The sequence below is a fragment of the Streptomyces sp. NBC_01716 genome (assembly GCF_036248275.1).
In the GTDB taxonomy this organism is placed as follows: domain Bacteria; phylum Actinomycetota; class Actinomycetes; order Streptomycetales; family Streptomycetaceae; genus Streptomyces.
The window spans coordinates 2,700,652-2,724,361 of the sequence record NZ_CP109181.1 but is presented as its reverse complement, the minus strand read 5'-3'; the positions used below and the strand labels follow the sequence as shown (position 1 = coordinate 2,724,361).

The 23,710-nt window shown below is 71.2% G+C and carries 18 protein-coding genes and 1 tRNA gene; 5 read left to right on the top strand and 14 right to left on the bottom strand.

All coding sequences use genetic code 11. The annotated features are described in order from the left end of the window. Positions 1-35 precede the first annotated feature (35 nt). The 7 genes from OIE74_RS11595 to ligD form a co-directional block, all read right to left on the bottom strand. Positions 36-965: an AurF N-oxygenase family protein gene (locus OIE74_RS11595; protein WP_329381605.1), complete on the bottom strand. Its 930-nt coding sequence runs from the start codon at positions 963-965 to the stop codon at positions 36-38. Positions 966-1,081: 116 nt separating this feature from the next. Beyond that, entirely contained in the window at positions 1,082-2,206 is a 1,125-nt protein-coding gene (locus OIE74_RS11590; RefSeq protein ID WP_329381602.1) for an amidase, read from the bottom strand. A gap of 15 nt (positions 2,207-2,221) precedes the next feature. Further along, on the bottom strand, positions 2,222-3,679 hold the full coding sequence (locus OIE74_RS11585) for a penicillin-binding transpeptidase domain-containing protein (protein ID WP_329381599.1): 1,458 nt from the start codon (positions 3,677-3,679) through the stop codon (positions 2,222-2,224). After that, positions 3,676-5,130 carry an FtsW/RodA/SpoVE family cell cycle protein gene (locus OIE74_RS11580; RefSeq protein ID WP_329381596.1) on the bottom strand — a complete coding sequence of 485 codons (1,455 nt, stop codon included), beginning with the start codon at positions 5,128-5,130 and terminating at the stop codon, positions 3,676-3,678. The genes OIE74_RS11585 and OIE74_RS11580 overlap by 4 nt, the downstream gene beginning before the upstream one ends. A gap of 111 nt (positions 5,131-5,241) precedes the next feature. Then, the gene (locus OIE74_RS11575; protein WP_329381594.1) at positions 5,242-5,754 is read right to left on the bottom strand and encodes an SH3 domain-containing protein; all 513 of its coding nucleotides are present in this window, start codon (positions 5,752-5,754) and stop codon (positions 5,242-5,244) included. Positions 5,755-5,867: 113 nt separating this feature from the next. Beyond that, positions 5,868-6,251 carry a zinc-ribbon domain-containing protein gene (locus OIE74_RS11570; RefSeq protein WP_329381591.1) on the bottom strand — a complete coding sequence of 128 codons (384 nt, stop codon included), beginning with the start codon at positions 6,249-6,251 and terminating at the stop codon, positions 5,868-5,870. Positions 6,252-6,330: 79 nt separating this feature from the next. Next, on the bottom strand, positions 6,331-7,215 hold the full coding sequence (gene ligD, locus OIE74_RS11565; RefSeq protein ID WP_329381588.1) for a non-homologous end-joining DNA ligase: 885 nt from the start codon (positions 7,213-7,215) through the stop codon (positions 6,331-6,333). 40 nt (positions 7,216-7,255) lie between these two features. On the opposite strand from ligD, the gene ku reads away from it, so the two are divergent. From ku to OIE74_RS11550, 3 genes are all read left to right on the top strand, one after another. Then, complete coding sequence (gene ku, locus OIE74_RS11560) at positions 7,256-8,296, top strand: non-homologous end joining protein Ku (protein ID WP_329381585.1); 1,041 nt, start codon at positions 7,256-7,258, stop codon at positions 8,294-8,296. Between the two features lie 235 nt (positions 8,297-8,531). Next, positions 8,532-11,213, top strand: a complete 2,682-nt coding sequence (locus OIE74_RS11555) for a glycoside hydrolase family 97 catalytic domain-containing protein (RefSeq protein ID WP_329381582.1) — start codon at positions 8,532-8,534, stop codon at positions 11,211-11,213. A 292-nt stretch (positions 11,214-11,505) separates the two neighbouring features. After that, positions 11,506-12,723: an FAD-dependent monooxygenase gene (locus tag OIE74_RS11550; RefSeq protein ID WP_329381580.1), complete on the top strand. Its 1,218-nt coding sequence runs from the start codon at positions 11,506-11,508 to the stop codon at positions 12,721-12,723. Between the two features lie 87 nt (positions 12,724-12,810). On the opposite strand, the gene OIE74_RS11545 is transcribed toward OIE74_RS11550, so the two are convergent. The 7 genes from OIE74_RS11545 to OIE74_RS11515 form a co-directional block, all read right to left on the bottom strand. Next, entirely contained in the window at positions 12,811-13,548 is a 738-nt protein-coding gene (locus OIE74_RS11545) for an ABC transporter ATP-binding protein (RefSeq protein WP_329381578.1), read from the bottom strand. Between the two features lie 11 nt (positions 13,549-13,559). After that, entirely contained in the window at positions 13,560-14,402 is an 843-nt protein-coding gene (locus OIE74_RS11540; RefSeq protein WP_329381576.1) for an ABC transporter ATP-binding protein, read from the bottom strand. Next, positions 14,399-16,501: a branched-chain amino acid ABC transporter permease gene (locus OIE74_RS11535; protein WP_329381575.1), complete on the bottom strand. Its 2,103-nt coding sequence runs from the start codon at positions 16,499-16,501 to the stop codon at positions 14,399-14,401. The genes OIE74_RS11540 and OIE74_RS11535 overlap by 4 nt, the downstream gene beginning before the upstream one ends. Position 16,502: 1 nt before the next feature. Then, entirely contained in the window at positions 16,503-17,708 is a 1,206-nt protein-coding gene (locus OIE74_RS11530; protein ID WP_329381573.1) for an ABC transporter substrate-binding protein, read from the bottom strand. A gap of 88 nt (positions 17,709-17,796) precedes the next feature. Then, a complete protein-coding gene (locus tag OIE74_RS11525) occupies positions 17,797-18,207 on the bottom strand; it encodes a roadblock/LC7 domain-containing protein (RefSeq protein WP_329381571.1) in 411 nt (136 codons plus the stop codon). Further along, on the bottom strand, positions 18,204-20,642 hold the full coding sequence (locus tag OIE74_RS11520) for a sensor histidine kinase (protein ID WP_329381568.1): 2,439 nt from the start codon (positions 20,640-20,642) through the stop codon (positions 18,204-18,206). Before OIE74_RS11520 ends, OIE74_RS11525 begins: the two co-directional genes overlap by 4 nt. A gap of 1,221 nt (positions 20,643-21,863) precedes the next feature. Beyond that, positions 21,864-21,935: transfer RNA gene (locus tag OIE74_RS11515), tRNA-Arg, on the bottom strand. 184 nt (positions 21,936-22,119) lie between these two features. On the opposite strand from OIE74_RS11515, the gene OIE74_RS11510 reads away from it, so the two are divergent. Continuing rightward, the gene (locus tag OIE74_RS11510) at positions 22,120-22,557 is read left to right on the top strand and encodes a response regulator (RefSeq protein ID WP_329381565.1); all 438 of its coding nucleotides are present in this window, start codon (positions 22,120-22,122) and stop codon (positions 22,555-22,557) included. Between the two features lie 103 nt (positions 22,558-22,660). After that, entirely contained in the window at positions 22,661-23,665 is a 1,005-nt protein-coding gene (gene nrtL / locus OIE74_RS11505) for an ArgS-related anticodon-binding protein NrtL (RefSeq protein WP_329381562.1), read from the top strand. Positions 23,666-23,710: the final 45 nt, after the last annotated feature.

Genomic DNA, 23,710 nt, shown 5'->3' with positions numbered 1-23,710 from the left:
GTGTCAGCGCCGGTCCCGGTGGCCTCGCGCGCCCCTCACGCCAGCAGCCCCGACGCCTTCCAGAGCCGACGCCCCGTTCCCCGCATCACCCCGATGTCGTCCAGGAAGTCCGTGAGGCGTTTCGCGCCCGACTGCATCACCTCCCGGCGATGTCCGCTCGCGCGGACCTGGGTGACGGCCTCGCGGCGGTCCAGGCCCACGTTCTCGTAGACCTGGGGGTTCACGAAGCAGACGGAGAAGACGCGCGCCGCCTGGCCGGCCGTGAGACGCGTCAGTTCCCTCTCCCAGTGCGGGGATGTGACCATCTGGCGGCGCAACTCCTCGCGTGCGTAGCGGACATGGCGGGCCTCCTCCACCACATGGATGCGTGTCACGCCGCGTACGAGCGGCTGGACGCGCTCGTCCGGGAACGTCAGGCGCTGCATCCAGTCCAGGATCTCCTCGCCCAGGAGCGTCGCGGCGAACGAGCCCGGGGTCGTGGAGACGGTCTTCAGCAGGCGCGCGACGTTGTGGTAGACGCGGGGGACGGGGTACGCCGGGGCGCCGCCCTTCTGGATCATCTTCGCGAACATCATCGAGTGGCGGCACTCGTCCGCTATCTCGGTGAGCGCGTAGCGGACATGACTGCTGGTCACCGACTTGTCGTAGATGTGCCTGACCAACAACTGCATCAGGATGATCTCGAACCAGATGCCGAGCGAGGCGAGCGACGCCGCCTCGTGGCGGGCCAGATCCATCCGCCGCTCCTCGGACATCCGCCGCCACAGCGGGGTGTCGTAGAGCGAGACGAGCTCCGGCGGCCAGAACCACTTGCCGTCCTCCGCCGGGGCGTCCCAGTCGAGGTCCTTCTCCGGGTCGAAGGAGTGCTTGGCCGAGGCTTCGAGCAGGCGCCGGGCGACCTGCTCGCGGTCCCGCAGCGGACCGAGCGCGTCGTGGAGGAGCTGGATGTCGTGCGCTGCTGTCATGGCTGGGAGCACCTCGTGTTACCGGGGGTACGGTTCTCGACTCTGTTATAAGACTTCCTGTCAGCAGCTCTCGTCAATGCCTTCCGCACCACTTGTTGACGCGCCGTCCGGTGTCGTCATGGGCGCACGACAGGCAGGACAGCCTCGGCCGCACCCGCGATTTCGAGGAGTGGGACGTCCGCCCCGCGCGCGGCCACCAGTTGGAGTCCCACGGGGCAGCCGTCCGGTGTGAAACCGGCGGGCAGACTCGCCGCCGGATGGCCGCTCAGGTTGAACGCCCAGGTCAGCGCCGTCGAGTAGACGTCCGCGCCCGGCCCCTCGTGGCCGTGCGGGCGGTTCGGAGTCACCGGGGTGAGCAGCAGCGGCGTACGCGCGAAGTACGCGTCGAGCCGCCGGTCGTTCTCCTGCCGGGCGCCCGCTCCCGCCCCGCCGGACGGATCACCGCCGCGTACCGCCGACCATGCCTCGCGCGGGTCGAGCAGCGACAGCGACGAGCCGGGGGCCTCGTCGAGGCGTACGGCGCCGGCCGCCGCCAACCGGTCCACCGCCGCCCGCACCACCGCCTCCACCGCCGGATCGGTCCGGGCGAAACCGAGATCCGGCGAGTACGTGGCCGGCACCGGTGCCGGCGGCGGCACCCCGGCTCCCGCCGCGGCCTCGTGCCCGTCCAGCACGTACCGCAGATACGTCCGCGCGTCCGCCACCCGCCGCGTCAGCACCCCCGCCGACGCCAGCCCCGTCCGGTCCGGCGTCGGCAGCAGTCCGTTCGTCGTCTTCAGACCGAACACCCCGCACCACGCCGCCGGGATCCGCACCGACCCCGCCCCGTCGCTGCCCGTCGCCAGCGGCACCAGTCCGGCCGCGACCGCCGCGGCCGAGCCCGCCGACGAACCACCGGGCGTACGGTCGGCGCGGTAGGGATTGACCGTACGGCCGTGGGCGCCCAGGCCCCACGTCTGCCAGTACGTCCCCGGCCCCGGCACCGCCGTCGAGCCGACCGGCACCGCCCCCGCCGCGATGAGCCGCCGCGCCGCGTACGAGCGGATGCCCGTCGGGCCCTTCACCGCGAACGGCAGCCCCGCCAGCGGCAGTTGGGTGTCCACCGGGCGCGCCCGCTCCAGCGCGTCCGCGTGCCACACCTCGATGAACGCGCACAGCCGCGGATCGATCCGGTCGATCCGCTCCAGCGCCTCACCCACCGCCTCACCCACCGCCCACGAGGACCAGGACTCGCTCACCATGCGCTCCCCCCGGGATCAGTCTCGCAGCGCCGCCTGCATCACCGCCCGCGCGATCGGCGCCGCGTCACCGCCCCCGCTGATCTCCTCCCGCGCCGCCTCCGCGTCCTCCACCACCACGGCCACCGCCACCTCCGGCCGCGCCGCGCCCTCCGCCTGTGCCCAGGAGATGAACCAGGCGTACGGCGTACCGGAGTTGCCCACCCCGTGCTGCGCCGTGCCCGTCTTCCCGCCGACCGTCACGCCGTCGATCCCGGCGCTCGTCCCGGTCCCGCTCTCCACGGCCTCGACCATCAACTGCCGCAGCCGGTGGGCTGTTCGCGGGGTCATCGCCTGCCCGTACGTGCGGTCGCCCCGTCGTGAGACGACATCGCCGTCGGCGGCGAGCGTCCGCTCCACCAGATACGGGTACTTGAGATCCCCGCCGTTGGCGACCGCCGCCGCGACCATCGCCATCTGCAGCGGTGTCGCCGTCGTGTCGAACTGCCCGATCGAGGAGAGCGCGAGCTGGTCGTCGCCCATCTCCTGGTCGAAGTTGGACACCGCGACCCCCGACGGGATCCTCAACCGCCTGTCGTTGAAGCCGAATCCGCGGACCGCGTCCACCATGCCGTCGAGCCCGACCCGCACCCCCAGACCCGCAAGCACCGAATTGCAGGACCACTTGATCGCGTACGCCAGCGACTCCTTGTCGCAGCCCCGCGCGTCGTTCGGGAGCGTGGTGCGGGTGCCCGGCAGGACGTACGGATCGGGGACGTCCGTCGGCGCGTCCACGTCGTCGACCACCCCGGCGTCCAGCGCGGCGGCGGCCGTCACGATCTTGAAGGCCGAACCGGGCGGATACGTCTGCCGGATGGCCCGGTTGAGCATCGGCTGGGCGGGCGCGCCGGTGTACCGCCGCCACGCGTCGGTCACCTCACCGCCCGTGCCCGACAGCTTCCCCGGGTCGTACGACGGGCTGCTGACCAGCGCGAGGATCTTGCCGGACGAGGGCTCGATCGCGGCGACCGCGCCCCGCCTGCCGTCCAGGCCGGAGTAAGCGGCCTGCTGCGGAGCCGGCTTGATGGTGGTGACGACCTTGCCGCCGGGCTGGTGGGAACGGGTGATGTCGTTCCAGAACGGCAGCGGGGCCAGCATCGGGTCGGTGCCGTTCAGGATGCCGTCCTCGGCGCTCTCCAGCAGGCTCGTGCCGTACGTCTGGGAGGAGTAGCCGGTCACCGGCGCGTACAACGGGCCCTGGGTGTAGGTGCGTTCGAACCGCAGTTGCTGGCCCGAGTCCCTCGACCCGGTGACCGGCCTGCCGTCGACGAGGATCTGGCCGCGCGGCTGCTCGTAACGGTCGATGGTCTTGCGCCGGTTGGCGGGGTTGTTGTCGAGGGAACCCGCCTGGACGAGCTGAACGCGGGCCGCGTTGACGAGCAGGGCGACAAGGAGCAGCAGACAGAACACGGCGGCCAGCCGGATATGGCTGATCATCGCTCGCCCCCCGTCTCCGTCCCCGTCGCCGTCCCTGTCTCCCGCCGCGTCGAACTCCCCGCGTCGGGTGGGGGACCCCCGGTCACCGTCGCCGGCGCGATCACGCCCGTCTCCACCGTCTCCGGGCGCGGCCTGCGCGCCGAGTCGCTGAGCAGGATGAGCAGCGCGACGATCACCCAGTTGGTGACGACGGACGAACCTCCCTGCGCCAGGAACGGCATCGCCATGCCGGTGAGCGGGATCAGCCCTGTCACCCCGCCCGCGATCACGAACACCTGGAGCGCCACGATCGACGCCAGACCGACCGCGAGCAGCCGTCCGAACGGGTCGCGCAGGGCAAGGCCCGCGCGGTAGCCGCGGGCGACGAGCAGCGCGTACAGCATGAAGATCGCCGTCAGCCCGATCAGGCCCAGCTCCTCGCCCGCCGTGGCGAGGATGAAGTCGGACTTGGCGGCGAAGCCGATGAGGACGGACCGGCCGAGCCCCAGCCCCGTACCGAACATGCCGCCGGCCGCGAACGCGAAGAGGGACTGGGCCAGTTGGCCGGGGCCCTGGCCGGCCTCGATGGAGGCGAACGGGTCGAGCCAGTCCTCGACCCGGCTGTGGACGTGCGGTTCGAGCCAGCCGACGGCGAACGCGCCGACCCCGGCCAGCAGCAGCCCGACGGCGATCCAGCCGGTGCGTCCCGTCGCCACGTACAGCAGGATCACGAAGAGCCCGAAGAAGAGGAGCGAGGTGCCGAGATCCCGTTCCAGGACCAGTACGAGGACGCTGAGCAGCCAGATCGCGACGATGGGGCCCAGCACCCGGCCGGTGGGCAGTTGCAGCCTCCAGATCCTGCGGCCGGTGTACGCCAGGGCGCTGTGGTTGGCCGCGAGATGGGCGGCGAAGAAGACGGCGAACAGGATCTTCGCGAACTCGCCCGGCTGGAAGGAGAGTTCATCGATCCGGATCCAGATCCTGGCACCGTTCACGGCGGGGAAGAAGATCGGCACGGTCATCAGCAGCAGCGCGGCGACCGCCGACAGATACGCGTACCGCTGGAGCACCCGGTGGTCGCGCAGCAGCACGACGACGGCGATGAACAGCGTGACACCGAGGGTCGACCAGACGAGCTGCGCGGGCGCGTCCCGCACGCCGGGGGTCGACAGGTCGAGACGGTGGAGCAGCACCAGCCCGACGCCGTTGAGCAGGACCGCGATCGGGAGCAGGAGCGGGTCCGCGTACGGGGCGCGGAACCGGACCGCGAGATGCGCGACGAGGGCGAGCAGGCCCAGCCCCGCGCTGTGCCGCAGGGCGTCGGGCGGGGCGGCGTCGTCGTGGGCGAGACCGACGGCGACGTAACCGAAGAGGGAGATGAGGACGGCGCACACGAGGAGCGAGAGCTCGACCCCGCGCCGCTTGCGGAGGCGTAGTTCGGGCGGGGGAGAGTCCGCCTTCGTTGCGGTCATGGAGCGCAACGTAGCAACCCGACATGCCTTATGTCCGCTTATGTAAAGACATAAGGCATGTCGGGTTCAGTCGGCCGGAGCCATCGGTACCACCGGGCCGGCGCTACCGGATCAGCACCAGCGGGGCGCCTTGCCGATGTTGTCGATGTACGCGGCCGAGGCCCACGCCCAGGTGCCGTCCGCGAGGAGGTACCAGCGGTTGTTGCCGTTCACGTTGTCGCCCCGCACCTTGCAGAAGATGTGGACGATGGAGCCGTAGGGAAGGCTGCCGACGACCCGGCTGCTGCGGGTGGGCTTGTCGCGCAGGAGAAGTCCGGTCCTGGCGGTGACGCGGCCCTTGTGCGCGTGGGAGGCCATCGCCTGCTCGGCGGTCTGGGCCTCTTCGGTTCGGGCCGCCTCGGCGGCTTCCGCGGTCTCGGGGTCGACGGCGGCGGGGCGGTCGACGGCGGTGTGACCGCCGGAGCTGACGGGCGGCGGGGCCGGTACCGCCGCGATGGCGGGTGTCGCGGTCAGGGCCGCGACGGCGACGGCGAGGGTCGCGGCGTACGGGCCGAAGGAGCCCCGGACACGCTGGGGGCGCGCGGAACGCCGGGCACGTGAGAAACGCAGGGAACGCTGGGACATGCGTGACTCCTGAAGTTCGGGAAGGGGTGAGGGATCGACGGGACCCTCACCCGATTTACCCTAGTTTCGTCACATTCTGTCCGCAACCGTAACTCTGCGTACCCCTGCCGCTGTCAGTGCTGGTACGGGTTGCCGCTCTGGCCCGGCTGCTGCCCCTGGCCGCCCTGGCCGAACGGGTTTCCACCACCGGCCTGGCCGCCCTGCGCACCCTGCGCGAACGGGTTGGCGCCGTGCTGCTGCCCGCCACCCTGCTGGGCCTGCGTCGCGCTCTGCGCGAGCAGCTGCTCCGCCTGCTCGTTGGGCACCTGGTGCTCCACGCCGCAGAAGGTGCACTGGGTGTAGTGCTTCGTCGAGTAGGGGAACAGCGGGACGAAGAAGAGCGTGAACTTGGAGACGCGCTTGCGCAGCGTGTGCGCCGACGGATTGCCGCACTGGCCGCACACGAGCGTCAGTATCGCCAGCTGGTAGATGTAGCCCTTGGTCCCGAAGATGATCATGCGTGATTCCTTCTCTGCTCGTGACGCTCATGACTGGCGCACCTCGCACCCCCATGGTGCACGCCGGTGCCGGCGGCTGTCAGGGCAGGCGTCCCGCCCGGTTGAGATTGATGAGCGGGCCGAGGAGATCCCCGTACCGCTCCAGCCGCCCCGCGATGTCGCCGACACGGAAGACCAGCTCGTCCGGCGCCGCGCAACTCCCCACCTCTTCCCAGGACACCGGGGCGGAGACGGTCGGTTCCGTACGGGCGCGCACCGTGTAGGGCGCCGCCGTCGTCTTCGCCGCCGAATTCTGGCTGTGGTCGACGAAGACCTTGCCGGGACGGAGCGCGCGGGCCATCCGGTGGACCACCAGCTCCGGCAGGTCGGCCTGGGCCTCGACGGCGAGCGACTTCGCGTACGCGGAGACCTCGGGCGACGGTGTCGGCTCAAGCGGCACGAGGAGATGGAGGCCCTTGGAACCGGACGTCTTGGCGTACGCGTTCAGCCCGTCGGCCGCCAGCCGTTCGCGCAGCCAGAGCGCGGCCTCGCAGCACTCCACGATGGTGGCGGGCTCACCGGGGTCCAGGTCGAAGACGATGCGGTCGGCGCGGGCCGGGCTGTCGAACCGCCACTGCGGCGTGTGGAACTCCACGACCAGGTTCGCGGCCCACATCAGCGTCGCGAGGTCCTCCACCAGTACCTGCTCGGCGATCTGGTCCGCCGACCGCGGGACCGTCGCCGTACGCACCCAGGAGGGTGTGCCCGGCGGCGGGTTCTTGGTGAAGAAGCGCTCGCCCGCGGGGCCGTCCGGGAAGCGGAGGAAGGAGACGGGGCGGCCCGCCAGATGGGTGAGCAGGGCGCCGGCCGCCGTCGCGCAGTAGTGCAGGACCTCGCCCTTCGTGGTGCCGGTGGCCGGGTAGAGGACCTTCTCCAGATTGCTGAGGGCGATCCGCCGCCCCTCCACCTCCGCGATTGGCGTCATACGATGAGAATCCCACGAATTCCGATGTAAGGGATTAACCGTGCGATCCATCTGGAACGGCGCAATCTCCTTCGGTCTGGTCAACATCCCGATCAAGCTCGTGAACGCCACCGAGAGCCACTCGATCTCCTTCCGGCAGATCCATTTGGCGGACGGCGGCCGGATTCGTTACCGGAAGGTCTGCGAGCTGGACGAGGAGGAGGTCACCTCCGCCGAGATCGGCAAGGCGTACCAGGACGCGGACGGCTCGATGATCCCGATCACGGACGACGATCTGGCCCAGCTCCCGCTGCCGACCGCGAAGACGATCGAGATCCTCGGATTCGTGCCCGAGTCCTCCATCGATCCGCTCCAGGTGGGCTCGGCGTACTACATCGCGGCGAACGGTGTGCCCGCCGCGAAGCCGTACACGCTGCTGCGTGAGGCGCTGAAGCGGAGCGAGAAGGTGGCGATCGCGAAATTCGCGCTGCGTGGGCGCGAGCGGCTGGGCATGGTGCGGGTCCTGGGCGATGTCATCGCCCTGCACGGGCTGCTGTGGCCGGACGAGATCCGGCAGCCGGAGGGAGTGGCGCCGGAGACCGACGTCAGCATCCGGGACGCCGAACTCGACCTGGCCGACGCCCTGATGGACACGCTCGGCGAGGTCGAACTGGAATCGCTGCACGACGACTACCAGGAGGCCGTCGAGGAGCTGATCGCCTCCAAGGCGGGAGGCGCCGAGCTGCGGGCACCGGAGGGCGCGGGGGAGCGGCGCGGGGGCAAGGTCCTGGACCTGATGGCGGCGCTGGAGGGCAGTGTGCGGGCGGCGAAGGAGTCGCGGGGCGAGGCGGGCGGGGGCGAGAAGGAGGACGCGGAGGTGACGCATCTGCCCAGCCGCAAGAAGGCGGCGGGCGGGAAGAAGGCCGCGTCGAAGACGGCCGCGAAGTCCACGTCGAAGACGGCGTCCAGGACCGCGGAGAAGAAGACGCCCGCGAAGAAGACCGCCGCCAAGAAGACGACGACGGGCAAGACCGCCGCGAAGAAGACGGCGGCCAAGAAGACGACGGCGAAGAAGGCCCCGTCGAGGAAGCGCTCGGCCTGACGCGTCGAGGGCTGAGGCGCCGGGGGCTGAGGCGCCGGGGGGCTGACGCCGTCCAACTCCGCGCCGTACGCCTGCTATTGATTCTGTTGGATTTTGTGCGACAGACCCTGGCGGTTCCGGGGAATTCCGGTGGACAATCCGGGGCGCGGGCGCCCCTTCATGCTCAGCACTGTCATCTCCAACTCGGGCCCCGTGTTTGGCCGTTGAGCCCGGCTCCGAGTGAGAGGGACAAGCGATGACCAACAGCAGACCGAGATCAGCGCGTCGATGGCGTGCCGCCTGTGCGACCGCGCTCGCGGGGGTGCTCTGCCTAGGGACCCCGGCGGCGGCCCAGGGCGACGCGAGCGAGCCCCGGCCGGCCGGGTCCGCCTGGACCGTGTCGCGCGGCGGGCCCGCCGCCACCGTACGGCTCGACCCCGCCGACGGCTCCGTCACCCTCGCCGTGAGCGACGGGCGCCGCACCCTTGTCGAGCCCTCGCCCGTCGGCATCGTCACCGAGGACGCAGATCTGACGCGCGGGCTGCGCCTGGTGGACCGGAAGGACCGCGTGGTCGCCGAGCGGTACACCACCGTCGTCGGCAAGGAGCGGCGCCGGACCGTCGACATGGCCGAGTCCCGCTTCACCCTGGAAGGGGCGGGCGGGGCCCGGGTCGATCTCGTCGTGCGCGCGGCCGACGACGGGGTCGCCTACCGCTACGTCCTCCCCGCCGGAGCGGCGGGCGGCGCCGTACTGCGCGAGGCGTCCGGCTTCGTCCTGCCGGCCGGCGCGCCCGCCCGGCTGAGCGACTACTCGGTCAACTACGAGCAGCCGTACGACGGTACGACCGCCGCCGGCGCCGAGAGCGGACAGTACGCCTACCCCGCGCTCTTCCAGGTGGGCGACGACCACGTCCTGCTCTCCGAGGCGGACGTCGACGGCCGCTACCCCGCGAGCCGTCTCGTCCACACGGCGGGCAGTGGCCGTTACGACGTCGCCCTGGCAGACCCCTCCGTGCCCATGCCCACCGACGGACCGCTGGCGACGCCCTGGCGGACCGTCATCGCGGGCGACCTCGCGACGGTGACCGAGTCCACGCTCGTGGACGATCTGGCCCCGCCCTCCCGTATCGCGGACACCTCCTGGATCCGCCCCGGCACGGTCGCCTGGTCCTGGCTCGCCGGGTTCGGCGCGGCGCAGCGCAGCCTGGAGACCCAGCAGCGGTTCGTGGACTACGCGGCGGCGCACGGCTGGGAGTACTCCCTGGTGGACGACGGCTGGAACACCACCGACTGGATGCCCCAGCTGATGGAGTACGCCGAACGGCGCGGCGTGGGTGTCCTGTTGTGGATGCACTGGACCGATCTCGACACCGCCGCCGAGCGCACCGAACAGCTCGACAAGGTCAAGAAGTGGGGCGCCGCCGGACTGAAGATCGACTTCATGGACTCCGACTCGCGCGACCGCATGGGGTGGTACGACGAGATCCTGCGGGAGACCGCCGACCGCGAGCTGATGGTCAACTTCCACGGCTCGACGCTCCCCCACGGCATCCAGCGCACCTGGCCGCATGTCATGACGATGGAAGGCGTCCACGGCGCCGAGCAGGGGGACGTCCAGGCCGACGACATGGCGACACTGCCCTACACCCGCAACGTGGTGGGCTCCATGGACTTCACCCCCATGGGCTTCCAGTTCGGGCAGCGCGACAACACCGAGGCCGCCGAGCTGGCGCTCTCCGTGGTGTACGAGTCGGGCTTCCAGAACTACGCGGGCAGCGTCGAGGCGTACCGGGCCCGGCCGGAGGTGGCCCGCTTCCTCGAACAGGTCCCGACCGTCTGGGACGAGAGCCGGCTCGTGGCCGGTGCGCCGGGTGAGACGGCGACCTTCGCGCGCAGGAACGGCGACCGGTGGTTCGTCGGATCCGTCCGGGCGGGGGACGCGGGTACGGAGCGGCTGCCACTGACGTTCCTGGGATCCGGCTCGTGGCGGGTCGACGTCGTACGGGACGGCCCCGACGGGCTCGTCCGGCAGAGTGAGGTGACGGACCGTCATAAGACACTCACGGTGCCAGTGTTGGCGGACGGCGGCTTTGCCGCACAGATCTGCCGCGCCGTGCCGGGCCGGGGCAGCTGCGACCGGCCGGTGGACACGGTGCCGGTGGGCACGCTGTCCGTCACCCCCGCGAAGACCGACGCCCGGCCGGGAGAGACGGTGAGCATCGAGGCGGGGTTCGTGCTGGACGAGGCCGGCCCCGCCGAGGACGTGCGGATCGGCGCGCGTACGCCCGACGGCTGGGCCGTCGACGGCGAAGGTGCGAGGGCGGACGAACTGGCCGACGGCGCCGGGCTGTCGGCGGCCTGGCGGGTCACGGTCCCCGCGGACCCGGCGTACGGGGCGACGGATATCCCGGTCACGGTCTCCTACCGGGACCCGGGCGCCCGGCGTGGCGCGCCGCCGCTGACGGTCGAGCGCACGGTTCGCGTGTTCGTGGCGCGCGAAGGCACCGTGTACGTCAGCGCGTTGCCGTTCGTCTCGGCGGAGAACGGCTGGGGCCCGGTCGAGCGTGACCTCTCCAACGGCGAGAACTCCGCGGGCGACGGCGGCCCGCTGCGGCTCGGCGACACCACGTACGACAAGGGGCTCGGGGTGCACGCGCGGTCCGAGGTGACCGTCGATCTGAACGGCGCGTACGAGCGCTTCGCCGCCCACGCGGGCATCGACGAGGAGAAGCCGGACAAGGGCTCGGTGGTCTTCGAAGTGGTGGGCGACGGACAGGTGCTGGCCCGCAGCGGAGTGCTGGGGCCGACGGACGCGGCGTACGCGTTCGACGTCGACGTGAGCGGGGTGCGGCAGCTGACGCTGCGTGTCACGGACGCTGGCGACGGCATCGACTCCGACCACGGGGACTGGGCCGACGCCCAACTGCTCAAGGGATAGGGGCAGTTCCCGACGGGCCGCCGCCGCTCGGCGGCGGCCCGTCCGCCCCGGCACGCGGGGCGCCTCGTCGGCGGTCTCGAACACCACCGCCCAGCGCCCCGGCCCCAACTCGGCTTCCGAGGGGCCCCGTTGCCGCTCCCGGCTTCTTCTGCGCTTGCGCTGTCCCGGCACGTGTCGAGCATCGCAATTCCGTGCCCCCTCGGCAACGTAAACACCTACGCCACTCGAATAGGATTTCTCCCCAGTGTCACCACCAGCAGCACCAACAACTTCAAAAGAGTGGAGAAAAGGTATGCGTGGAGGCAACGTCGCCGTGGTCGGCGGCAGCATAGCGGGGTGTGCCACGGCTCTGGCCGTGTCTCGTGGCGGAGCCGACAAGGTCACCGTCTTCGAACGGGCCGACGCCGGACTCCGTGACAGGGGTGTCGGAATAGCCCTCCACAACGACCGGTACACGGAGCTGGAGAGCGCCGGATACGTGGCGCCCGAGATGCCGTGGGCGCCGCTGACCCGCCGCGTGTGGACCGTGCGGGACGGCGAGTCGGAGTACGGACGGGCCATCGGCGAGCAGCCGTTCCCGTTCCGCGCCTACAACTGGGGCTCCCTCTGGAGCGAGTTGAGGCGCCGGGTGCCCGAGGAGGTCACCTATCGCTCGGGTGCGCTTGTCAGCGAGGTGGAGCCCGATTCGGACGGTGTGACCCTGCGGCTCGCTGATGGAACGAAGGAACGTTTCGACGCGGTGGTCGGCGCCGACGGATACCGCTCCGTCGTGCGCGAAGCCATGTTCCCCGGCCGCGAGGCGTCGTACGCCGGTTACATCGGCTGGCGCGGCACCTCCGCCGATGTCGCCGATCTCCCCTCCGACGGCAACGACGCGCACAACGTCGTCTTCCCCGGCGGCCACTGCATGATCTACCGCATCCCCGACGGCGTCGGCGGCCACCGGCTCAACTGGGTCCTCTACACCTCCCCGCCGGAGTCCGAGGGTCTTCACCCGGACCTCAGGACACCGACCTCTCTGCCGCCCGGCCGGCTCAACTCGGAGCTCACCGCGCACCTGAGGGCCCTCGTGGCGGACAACTTCCCGCCCTACTGGGCGGCCAGGGTGCTGCGTACGCCCGCCGAGACCACGTTCATCCAGCCCATCTACGACCTTGAGGTGCCGCACTACACCTCGGGCCAGATGCTGCTCGTCGGTGACGCCGCCAGCGTCGCCCGGCCGCACATCGGCGCCGGCAGCGTGAAGGCGCTCCAGGACGCCACGGCCCTTGAGGCCGCCGTGGTGGCCGGGGGGAGCTGGAAGGAGGTCCTGGAGTCGTACGACATCAGCCGTGGCGCCGTCGGCTCCGCCATGGTGGCGCTGGCCCGCAGGATGGGCAGTGCCCAGGTCGAGAACACCCCGGACTGGAGCGCCATGGACAAGGCGGGCTTCGAGACGTGGTGGCAGGGCCAGAACAGCGGCTCCGACCGCAGCAGCGGCTTCGGAGGCCACAGCCTCAAGCGCCCGTAGCGGCGGCCCGACCGGCACCTGATGCGACGTCAGAAAGCGCCGGGCGGGCCGCACATGCGGCCCGCCCGGCGCTTCGGCGTACGTGATTCAGCGCGCCGCGCCCCGCACCGGAGTCAGCTCAAGCGCCTCGTGCAGCGCCGTCGGATCGGTCCTGGCGTCGGCGCCGTCCACCCGCAGGGTCACCCGTCCCGACGTGAGGACCGTGACCGTACGGGCGCACTCGGCGGCCTGTGCCGGGCTCGGCGAGACCAGCAGCACGGCGATCCCCTCGTCAGCCAGCGTGCCGACCAACTCGTAGACCTGCTTGACCAGCAGCGGCGCGAGCCCCTCCGTGGGCTCGTCCAGCAGCAGCACGCTCGGCGAACCGAGCAGCGCGCGGGCCAGGGCGAGCATCTGCTGCTCGCCGCCGGACAGATCCGTACCCCGGTTGCCCCGGCGCTCACCCAGCCGGGGCAGCAGCTCCAGGACGCGCTCCGGGGTCCACCGGCTGGGCCTGGTCGTGTCGCCGCGGCCCGGCGGGCGGTAGGAGAGGCGCAGATGCTCCGCGACGGTGAGCCCGGCGAAGACCCGGCGGCCCTGCGGTACGAGACCGATCCCGGCACGCGCCACCTTGTGCGCGGGCTGACCGGTCATCTCCTGTCCGTTCAGCCGCACCGAGCCCGCGGAGGGGCGGATGAACCCCGCCACGGTGTGGACCAGGGTGGTCTTGCCCGCTCCGTTGTGGCCCACGATCGCGTGGACGGAGCCGGCGGGGACGGTCAGGTCGAGGTCGTGCAGGACGGTGCCGCCGTGGTAGCCCGCCGTCAGACCGGTGAGTTCCAGCATCGGTGGTCGCCTCACCCTCTCGCTTCCGCTGTGTCTCGGACGCCGTCGGACGCGGCGTCAGGGGCGGCGGCGCCGGCCGCGGTGGCGTGGTACGCGTCGCGTACCTCGGGGTGGGCCAGCGCCTCCTTGGTCGGCCCGGTGATCAGGACCCGTCCGGCCGCCAGCACCGTCACCGTTTCGGCGAGTTCGGCGACGACCTCGACATGGTGCTCCACCAGGATGATGGCGACGCTCGAAGGCAGGCCGCCCAGGATCGTGAGCAGCCGCCCGATGTCGCCGTCGGTCAGCCCGGCCGCGGGCTCGTCGAGCAGCAGCAGACGCGGGTCGCCCGCGAGGGCCGCCGCGAGGTCGAGCATGCGGCGCTGCCCGTGGGACAGGTCGGCGGCGGGCCGGGCGGCGGAGCCGGCGAGGCCCACGGCCTCCAGGTGCCGGGTGGCGGACTCGGCGTGCTTCCGGTAGCGGGAGGGCCGCCACCACGCGCCCCGGCGCAGCGGATGGTGCCGCCAGCCGGCCAGCACGATGTTGTCCAGCACCGACAACTCACCGATGACGGAGGGCTGCTGGAAGCTGCGGGCGATACCGAGACCGCTCCGTCTGGCGGTGGCCGTACGGGTGATGTCGGCGCCGCCCAGGGCGATGGTGCCGTGGTCGGGGCGGTCGGTACCTGCGATGAGGTTCAGCAGGGTGGTCTTGCCCGCGCCGTTGGGACCGATGACGGCGTGCCGCGCCCCGGGCGGCAGCCGGAGGCTGACGTCGTCGACGGCGGTGAGGCTCCCGTACCGCCTGGTGAGGTTCCTCAGGTCCAGCACAGGCGCCGTGGACGGTGCGCCGGATGGTGCGGTAGTGGCTGTCATGGGGCGACCTTCCCGGCCGGAACGCTGTTGTGGTCGGGCGGGAGTTGATCGGCCTTCGCCGCTCGCCGCCCGCCGGGACCGGACCCGACGCGCAGCCCGGCCAGACCGCGCGGCAGCAGATACACGGCGGCGACGAACAGCGTGCCGAGCAGCAGCGGTCCGTGGCCCGGCCATGAACTGGCCACCCAGTCACGGGTGAAGACGATGAGTCCGGCGCCGAGCATGGCGCCGATCACGGACGTGCTGCCGCCGATGACGGCGGCAAGCAGCGCGAACGCGGCGATCTCGAAGCCGACGTCGGCGGGGGAGAGGTACTGCTGGACGGTGACCATCAGCGAGCCGCCGATCCCGGCCAGCGCCCCCGCGCCGATGTGCGCGATGAGCAGATAGCGCCCCACCGGGTGGCCGGACGCGCGCATCCGCGCCTCGGCGTTACGGGTGCCGGTCAGCAGCTTGCCGGCGGGCGAGCGCAGGACGAGCACGGTCACGACGACGGCGACGACCGCGACGACGAGCGCGTAGTTGTAGACCTCGTCCTCATCGACCATCCCCTCCCCGCCGAACAGCGCCTGCGTGGGCGGGAAGCCGACGAGACCGTCGGCGCCGCCGGTGACGGACTTGAGCTGGTTGATCGCCGCACTGGCCAGCTCGCCGATCGCGAGCGTGATCATCAGGACCGTGGTCCCCCGGGCCCGGATCACCGCGGGCCCCGTCACCAGCGAGAACAGCGCGGCGGCGATCGCCGCGACGACGATCTGGACCGGACCCGCCGTCCAGCCGGCGTCGGCGAGATTCGCGGTGGCGTACGCGCCGACGGCGAACGGCGCGGTCTGGCCGAGGGTCGGCAGCCCGGCGTAGCCGGTCAGGATGCCGACGCTGATCGCCAGCAGCCCGAGAGCCAGCGCGGAGCCGGCCAGCGAGAGGGAGTACGCGTCGAGCAGCGTCGGCAGAGCGACGAGCAGGACGAGCAGAGCGAGGAGTGGCGCGGCCCGGCGGCCCCGCGCGGCGAGGCCGCCGTCGTCGGGACCGCCGCGGAGCAGCCGCGCCAACGGCCCGCCGCTCGCGGGCGGTACGGGCTCCCGCCTGTCGGAGACGGCACCGGCAGGCGCCTTCGCACCCTTCCCGGCCGCCTTCTCCGCGCCGTCACCCCGCCGCCCCGAGAACGAGGCGGAGAGCCGTCGCCGCAGCCACTCCACCGGGTCGGAGCCGCTGTCCCCGCCGCCGTGCGCCCCCGCCGTCGCCGGCTCGGTGAACTGGGACCGCAGGATCAGCACGGCGGCCATGGCCGCGAACAGCAGGTACGGCGCCCAGTCCGGCGCGAGGGAGACACCGAGCGTCTGCACCTCGCCGACCGCGATCGCCGCGAACAGCGTCATCCACAGCGACCGCAGCCCGCCGAGCACGACCACGACGAGGGAGAGCATCAGCACCGTGTCGGCGGTGCCGGCCCCCGGCCCGATGATCGGCGCGCCGAGCACTCCGGCGGCCCCGGCCAGCGCACCCGCGGCGGCCAGGACCCCGGTGTGCACCGCGCGCGGGCTGTGCCCGGTGGTGGCCAGCATCTGCGGGTCGTCGGCGGAGGCCCGTACGGCCGCCCCCACCCGGGTGCGGGTGAGCACCCACGTACCGAACGCCGCGAGCAGCACGGCCATGAGGATGAAGCAGAGCCGGTACGCGGGGTACCGGTGGCCCAGCAGCGTCACCGAGGAGTCGAGCGCCTCGGGGACGCGTACCGGAAGTTCGTCGGCCCCGAAGAACTCGATGAGCAGATTGCCACCGATCAGGGCCAGTCCGAACGTCAGCAGTGCTTGCGCGAGATGCCCACGACGGGCCAGGGGGATCGTGGCCGCGGACAGACCGGCACCTGCGGCGGCAGCCGCAGCGGTTCCGGCCGCGAGTCCGACGGCGAGACCGCCCCAGGTCCCGTCGCTCAACTCGGCACCGGTATAGGCACCGATCGCGTACAACGTGCCGTGCGAAAGGTTCAGTACGCCCGCGGTGCCGAAGGCGAGACTCAGGCCGGCGGCGACGACGAACAGCAGCAGCCCGTAGGCCACCCCGTCGATCGCCGGCACAAAGTGGGCATCAAGGAGATTCATTTCAGCTGCCGAGCGTCGCCAGGTCCTGGACCATGACGTTGGCCAGCTGGTCACCGTCCTTGCGCACCTGGCGCAGGTACCACTGCTGCACCGGCGAGTGCGCCTTCTCGCCGAACTCCCAGGCGCCGCGCGGGCTGTCGATCTGGCCGAGGCCGCCGATGGCGGTGTTGATGGTCTCCGGCGTCACCTCGCCCTTCTCTCCGGCGTCGGCGATCGCCTGGTCCAGCACGGCGGCCGCGTCGTACGAGGCCATCGCGTAGGTCGTCGGCTGGGTGTCGTGCTTGGCCGTCCAGTCGGCGGCGAACTTACGGTTGGCCTCGTTGTCGAGGTCGGCCGCGTAGTTCAGGACCGAGTAGACGTCCTTCGCCGCGTCGCCCTGCGCCTGGAGCACGCTGCCCTCGGTGACGAAGGCCGTGTAGAGCGGCAGGTCGGCGACGTCGGACTGCGCGTACTGCTTGGCGAAGTCGATCGCGGCCTTACCGGCGTAGAAGCAGTAGACCGCCTTCGCGTCCGTCTTCGCGATGTCCGCGAAGTACGGCATGAAGTTGGTGGTCTTCGGGAACGGCGTCCACTTGGTCTCGCCGTCGGGGTTCGCGAGCTTGCCGCCGACCCGCTTGAACTCCTCGGTGAAACCGCGCAGTTCGTCGTAGCCACCCTGGTAGTCGGGGCCGATCGCGTAGACCGGGCCGTCCACCTTCTCCTTGATGTACGGGGCGATGGCCTTGCCCGGCTCGTCGGAGAGGAAGCTCGTCGTCCAGACGTACTTCATGTCCTTGACCGGCGGGCGGGCGTTCGACCCGAGCAGCGGGATCTTCGCCTGGTCGATCAGCGGCAGCACCGCGTTGACCGAACCACCACCGACGAGACCGGTCAGCGCGTCGACCTTGTCCTTCTTGATCAGCTTGGTGGCCGCGGGGACCGCGGTGGGCGGACCGTCACCCTCGTCGGCCACGACCAGCTCGGCCTTCCGGCCGCCCAGCTTGTTGTCGTGGGTGGCCAGGTACAGCTCGAAGCCCTTGCGCAGCTCCGTGCCCACCGGCTCGTACGTACCTGACAGCGACGCCACCAGGCCGATCTTCACTGTGTCGTCGCCGGCGCCGCTGTCGCTGCTGCACCCGGTGACGGCTGCCAGACCGAGTGCGATGGCGGCTGCGCCGACCGGCCGGACTCTGCGGCGGCCTCGCGGGAGGGTTATGTCGAAGAACATTGAGGGCTCTCATCGGGAGGAATGAAAAACGGGCGGGAGAAGCACGTACGGCAAAGGAACCGGACGATGGAGCTGGACGACCCGGACGTCAGCGCGAGGGCTGGACGTTCACGTCGCCGCGTACCTGAGGGGTCAGGGAATCGCCGACCTGGTTGATCAGTTCGGACATCATGTAGCTGACCTCGCCGATGTCCGCGTCCCTGGTGGTCGTCACCAGCAGGGACGCGCCGCTCGATACGGCCATCGAGAACATGTAGCCGCCCTCCATGGCGGTCAGGCTGTGCTCGACGGGATCGGTGTTGGTCAACTGGGCAGCCGCGGAGAGCAGGTTGACGACTCCCGATGCGATGGCGGCCAACCGGTCGGCGTCGTCGCGCTCCACCCCGGTGTAGGCCAGCGCCAGTCCGTCCACGGACACGGCTATCGCCTGCGTGACCTCCGGGATGCGTCCGGCGAAGCCGCTCAGGATCCAGCTCAGGTCGGTGGGTGAGGTCGTCATTTTTTGCTCCGTTGGGTGTCGTCGTCAGTGGCGGAGCGCCCGCGGTGGCTCGTGCTCCTGTTGATCCCCTGTGCGTAGGCCGCGAGGACGTCAGAGACTTGTCGGGAGTCCCGGCGGCGCGGTGATTTGGGTGCCGCGCCGGATCGCTGGTCGGCGCCGTCGCGCCCCTTGCCCAGCTTGGGCCACTGCTGCGGCGTGTTGCGCTGCCGCAGTGGAAGCCCTGAGGAACTGACTCCGGCGATCCGGGGAACCGGCTCGGCATGGACGGGGTGCTGGGACGGCTTGTTGGCGCGCTCGCGCTCGTCGCCCTGGGGGTTGCCCTTGGTGTCGCTCCCCGAACTCCGCGAGTCCGTCGATCCGTTGGACCCCTGAGATCCCTGGGATCCGTTGCTGCCGTCGGCAGCCCCGGCACCGGCCGGGCTGTAGTCGCCCGCGCCGGTGGTCTTCCTGCGGCCGATGTTTCCGGGCGCGGTGATCGGACGCGGTGCCTCGTACCGCACACCGGGACGCTCCCCGGGCCCGCCCTGCACGGGCGGCGCAGTCTCCTTCGGAGCCGGTGCCAGCACATTGGCCGGGAGGGTGACCTCGGCGATCGTGCCGGGTCCTGAGGAGTCGCGCAGTTCGACGACGATGCCGTGCCGGGCGGCGAGCCGTGCCACCACGTGCAGACCCATGGAACGCACGTCGCCGATGCCCGACTTCGGCTCCAGCAGACCCTTGTTGAGGGTGGCGCGCCGCTCGGCGGTGATGCCCACGCCCTCGTCGACTATCTGTACGACCGCCCGGTCCCACAGCCGCCAGACCGCGACCCCGACCTGCTTGTCCGGGGGCGAGAAGCGCGTCGCGTTGTCGAGGAGCTCGGCCAGGATGTGCGCGACGTCGTGGACCACGCGCGCCGCGATGCCGATGCCGGACTCGATGACACCGAGGGAGACCCGGTCGAAGCGTTCGATCTGCTGCGCGGCGGCCACGATCACCGTCGAGCAGGAGATGTCCGCGGACCGCACCCGGCCGTGGCCGTAACCGCCCAGCACCAGCAGGTTGTTGGTGTTGCGCTCCATGCGGATGGCGAGGTGGTCGAGCGCGAACAGGATCTTCATGCGCTCGGGGTCGGCCTCGTCGCGCTGCACCGCGTCGAGCTCGGACACCATGACGGTGGTCAACTGGGCGCCCCTGCGGGCGACACCGACCAGTGTCTCGGCGAACTGCTCGTGGATGTGGGCCTGTTGGGCGGCCAGTCGGACGGCCTCGTGGTGAACGGCGTTGAACGCCTCACCGACCTCGCCGATCTCGTCCAGACCCGTGGTCTTCACCGGGTTGCCGGACCGTTCGGCGACCTGCTCGGGTGTGGCACCGCTGAGCGCCCCGGGCTGGGACAGGTCGGTCATCACCCGGGGCAGACCCGTGTGGGCCACCTCGTGTGCGGCGTTGCGCAGATCCCGCAGGCGGCGGATCATCACGCGGCCGAGCCGGATGGCGACGACGACGGCGCTGATGAGCGTGAGCAGCACCAGCGTCACCTCGCCGCCGGCCAGCCAGGCGAGCGTGGTGCGCGTCTCGGTGACCGTGTTGAGCACGGAGCTGTCGATACGGCTCTCGACCGACCGCAGCAGATCCAGCCGGTCGGTCGACGCCTTCTGCCACTCCTCCGGCTTGACGGTGAGTTCCTGGTCCGCCGCTGTGCGGCTCACCTCGTCCTCAAGTCGCCGGGCCTCCAGGGCCTTCGGGCCCGAGAGTGTGCGCTCAAGCCAGGTCCGCCACTGCTGCGGGCCCAGGTCGAAGAGCACGCCGGTCGCCTCGGTGTAACCGAGCCGGGTGGCGTCGAAGGTCCGCTTGGACGCCTGGGTGAAGCCACCCGTGGCCTGCGCCCTCATCACCGCGACCTGCTGCTGGCCGATGTGCTCGGAGGCCCGCGACAGAGCGGCGGCGGCACGGATCTGGTCGGCCACGTCGGAGTCCACGCCGTCGGCCTGCGCGATTCCGTCGCGGTAGTCGATGAGGTCGGCGATCACGATCCGGTAGCCGAAGGTCAGCGCGGTGACAGTGCTTCCTCCGGAGCGCACCTGGGCGCGCAGGGAGGGCAATTCCTCGATGAATTGGTCGATACGGTCCAGAGCGCGCTGCGCGTTGCCCGGTACGGACGACAGGCTGTCGCGCTGAGAACGGAATTTGGCGACACTCTTGTCCGTCGCGTTGGAACTTTCGCGGAACGCGTCCGTATCTCCTTGTGTGGAGACCAGTGCGGTCGCGGACGCTCGCTCACGTTGCAGATGGTGGGTCAACTCGCTTACGGACGAGGCGACATCGACCATGGCCGTGAGCCGGTTGGCCTGGAGCGCCTGTTGGGTCGCGGGAGCGAGGGCCAGCACCGCGAAGGTGACGGCCACTACGAGAGGCACGGTGACCAGCAGGACAAGGCGACGATTGATTTTCACTGCGCGGCTCCATCGCCGGAACCGGTGCTGAGTATCGGTGACACGCAGATACCTATTAACGGGTTGGGGGGTGTCGGTGGGGATCGCGAGTAGATCGTGTGCAACGTTACGGAAGGGACTGGCGAGGCCTCCGTGGCGCGGCTTGATCCTATGCTGTAGCACCTCGTTACGGACGCGTACATCCGCGAAAAATGACGGCGCCCAAGCGGCCACGAACGATCCAACTCCGCCGAAAAACAGGGCAGAAGACGCCCTCGTGCGCGTAAGCGGAATCATCGAATCGTTTCAACTCCCCACCCCCCGCCGCAGCCCACCGCCCTCTGGTGCCCTTCTGCCGCACGGCCACCGGAATGTCCCGTACCGCGCTTCGGCGTGGCGACTTGACTGGAGTGCCGACTTCCGGAATGAGTTCGCGGAACAAGAAAGATCACGGGGGCTTGAACTGGCCTCCAGGGGACGGCATTTCGGTCGCCACGGGACAAGTCGCAGCGATCATATGGCGCCCGGATGCCGCGAGTTGGCGGGTCGTACGGGGGATCCGCGGGGTGAGGGAGGCCGTCTCGGGCGTCGCGGAGGGAAGGGGAAGGGGGCCGTCCGGGGCGGTGTTTCCACTGGCCCGTAAGGTCTGTCCGTAATCGGCCATGGCGGGATTGCGACCCATGCGCCCGGCTCCCGGAACCGTCCGTTCGCGAGGAGATCGCGTGGAGAAGCGGTGTTGGACCTGAGGCCGAATCTGGCCGAAGTGTGGAGTGACGGAAGTCACGTTACATCCGGCGGAGTTTGAGGAGTCCCCCCAAAGCCTCACCGAGGGTCATACGGTGACAACGCTGGGCGTTCGGACTCCGCGACGGGACGGTGTCGACGCGATGAAGGCGAGAGGGCCGGCCGGTGACGCGCGGCAGGGGAGCCGGCACGAAGCGGAGGGCGACGGATCGCGCGGGGCGATCTCCCGGGGGCGGGCGGCGGACCCCCGCGGCATACGTTCGCTCGACGAAACGCGTCCGCGAGGCGGCCTGTTCCGTGCCCGTCGGCACGGACCACATCCGACCGACGCGGCCGTGACATCCCGCCGGAGCATCACGCCCTCGGCAGCGGCCCGCGCCGGCCCTCATCGACCGGCTCCGGGCAGTACGGACCACACACGGTCGCCGGACATGAAGAAAGACCCTCCGATCTGGCTTCTCGCCTGATCAGAGGGCCTTCACGGCACCTGAACCACGGTGCCCCCGGCAGGATTCGAACCTGCGCACCCGGCTCCGGAGGCCGATGCTCTATCCCCTGAGCTACGGGGGCGTGTCGCCGTGGACCTTGGCGACAGGTGAAACCCTACCAGCCCTCATGGGGTCGTCGTGAACAGGTATTTGGCGTGGTGAGTGCGGGGACCTGCCCCGCGCCGCGCGTCCCCCACGCGAGGGGAGAAGTGGGGAAAACCCGGACGCGGCCCGGGAGCCCGCCCTACTCTCGGATTGTGTCAGGCATGTCAGGCCGAGTGCTCGTTGTCGACGACAACAGGGTCATCCGGCAGTTGATCAGGGTCAACCTGGAGCTGGAGGGCTTCGAGGTCGTGACCGCGGCCGATGGTGCCGAGTGTCTGGACGTCGTCCACCGGGTCAGGCCCGATGTGATCACCCTCGACGTCGTCATGCCGCGCCTCGACGGCATCCGCACCGCCGCCCGGCTGCGGGCCGATCCGATGACCTCGCACCTGCCCGTCGCGATCATCAGCGCCGGCACGCGGTACGAGGTGGAGACCGGGATCACCGCGGGCGTGGACGCCTTCCTCGCCAAGCCGTTCGAGCCGAGCGAGCTCGTGAGGGTCGTCCGCCGGCTGATGCGCCGGGAGGACCCGCCGTCGTTGGACGGCAGGCATGAGGTCGGGCGTGCGGGGAGCACGCCCCGAAGCGCACGCGGCTGACGTACGCTCCCGTGCCGCCCCGGGGGACCTGGGCACCCGGGCAGCCGCCCGTATCGCGAAACCGGTTCGCGAAGACGCCCCCCTCCTCCCATACGCTTGTGCCGTGACACCCGCCGACCTCTCCCGAACCGTGCTGCACGCCGTGCGCCGCGCGGTCGACGAGGGTGTACTGGCCGGGCCCGTACCTACGAGCGTCCAGGTCGGGCGCCCCGGGCCCGGCGGCAGCGGCGACTACGCGACCTCCGTGGCGCTACGGCTCGCGGGCCCCGCCCGGCGCAGCCCCCACGACGTCGCGGAGATTCTCCGCACCGAGATCCTGCGCCGCACGCCGGAGCTCTCGCGCGTCGACATCACCGGACCGGGCTTCCTCAACTTCACGCTCGCCCCCGCCGGCCGCACCGCCCTCGTCCGCGCCGTCCTCGACGCCGGAATCCGTTACGGACACGGGGACGCCCTCGCCGGCACCACCGTGGTCCTCGCCCCCGCCGCCGAACTCCGCGCCGCCGTCCACACCGAGACCGTCCTGCGGCTGCTGCGCGCGCAGGGCGCCGACGCCCGCACCGGCGACGACGCCACGGAGCGGCTGTCGGTACGGCCCGTGCCCGCCGCCCTCGCGGGGGACCTCTTCGCCCGCCTCGGGCCCGACGCCGCCCGCTGGGGCCTGCTGCGGCCCGCAGCCCACGACCGGCCCGCGACCGGCGACGGACTTCTCGTACAGCACGAGAGCAACCCTCTGTTCACGGTGCGCTACGCCCACGCCCGTACCCGCGCCCTCGTCCGTAACGCCGCGGCCCTCGGCATCCCGGGGGACGGCGACCCGGCGGGAGCCGTCGAACCGGCGGCCCGCGCCCTTCTCGACAGCATCGGCGACCATCCCGGCGTACTCGCCGCCGCCGCCCGCCTGCGCGCCCCCGACCGGGTCGCCCGCCATCTCGAACGCACCGCGGAGGCGTTCCTGCACTTCCAGGAGACCTGCCGCCCGCTGCCCGCCGGCGACGAGAAACCCTCGGCCGCCCACCGGTCCCGGCTCGCACTCGCCGAAGCCGCCGGGACGGTGCTGGCCGGCGGCCTCACCCTCCTCGGCGTCGACGCGCCCGCACACCTCTGATGCCGTCCGCCGAGTCGGCCGCATCCGACGCAACCAAGAGAGCAG

Coding starts and splice junctions, on each gene's coding strand:
- OIE74_RS11575 (WP_329381594.1), bottom strand. CDS start 5,754: ATGTCCCAGCGTTCCCTGCGTTTCTCACGTGCCCGGCGTTCCGCGCGC.
- OIE74_RS11545 (WP_329381578.1), bottom strand. CDS start 13,548: ATGCTGGAACTCACCGGTCTGACGGCGGGCTACCACGGCGGCACCGTC.
- OIE74_RS11550 (WP_329381580.1), top strand. CDS start 11,506: ATGCGTGGAGGCAACGTCGCCGTGGTCGGCGGCAGCATAGCGGGGTGT.
- OIE74_RS11510 (WP_329381565.1), top strand. CDS start 22,120: ATGTCAGGCCGAGTGCTCGTTGTCGACGACAACAGGGTCATCCGGCAG.
- OIE74_RS11535 (WP_329381575.1), bottom strand. CDS start 16,501: ATGAATCTCCTTGATGCCCACTTTGTGCCGGCGATCGACGGGGTGGCC.
- OIE74_RS11595 (WP_329381605.1), bottom strand. CDS start 965: ATGACAGCAGCGCACGACATCCAGCTCCTCCACGACGCGCTCGGTCCG.
- OIE74_RS11580 (WP_329381596.1), bottom strand. CDS start 5,130: ATGACCGCAACGAAGGCGGACTCTCCCCCGCCCGAACTACGCCTCCGC.
- OIE74_RS11590 (WP_329381602.1), bottom strand. CDS start 2,206: ATGGTGAGCGAGTCCTGGTCCTCGTGGGCGGTGGGTGAGGCGGTGGGT.
- OIE74_RS11555 (WP_329381582.1), top strand. CDS start 8,532: ATGACCAACAGCAGACCGAGATCAGCGCGTCGATGGCGTGCCGCCTGT.
- OIE74_RS11570 (WP_329381591.1), bottom strand. CDS start 6,251: ATGATCATCTTCGGGACCAAGGGCTACATCTACCAGCTGGCGATACTG.
- ligD (WP_329381588.1), bottom strand. CDS start 7,215: ATGACGCCAATCGCGGAGGTGGAGGGGCGGCGGATCGCCCTCAGCAAT.
- OIE74_RS11530 (WP_329381573.1), bottom strand. CDS start 17,708: ATGTTCTTCGACATAACCCTCCCGCGAGGCCGCCGCAGAGTCCGGCCG.
- OIE74_RS11585 (WP_329381599.1), bottom strand. CDS start 3,679: ATGATCAGCCATATCCGGCTGGCCGCCGTGTTCTGTCTGCTGCTCCTT.
- OIE74_RS11540 (WP_329381576.1), bottom strand. CDS start 14,402: ATGACAGCCACTACCGCACCATCCGGCGCACCGTCCACGGCGCCTGTG.
- OIE74_RS11525 (WP_329381571.1), bottom strand. CDS start 18,207: ATGACGACCTCACCCACCGACCTGAGCTGGATCCTGAGCGGCTTCGCC.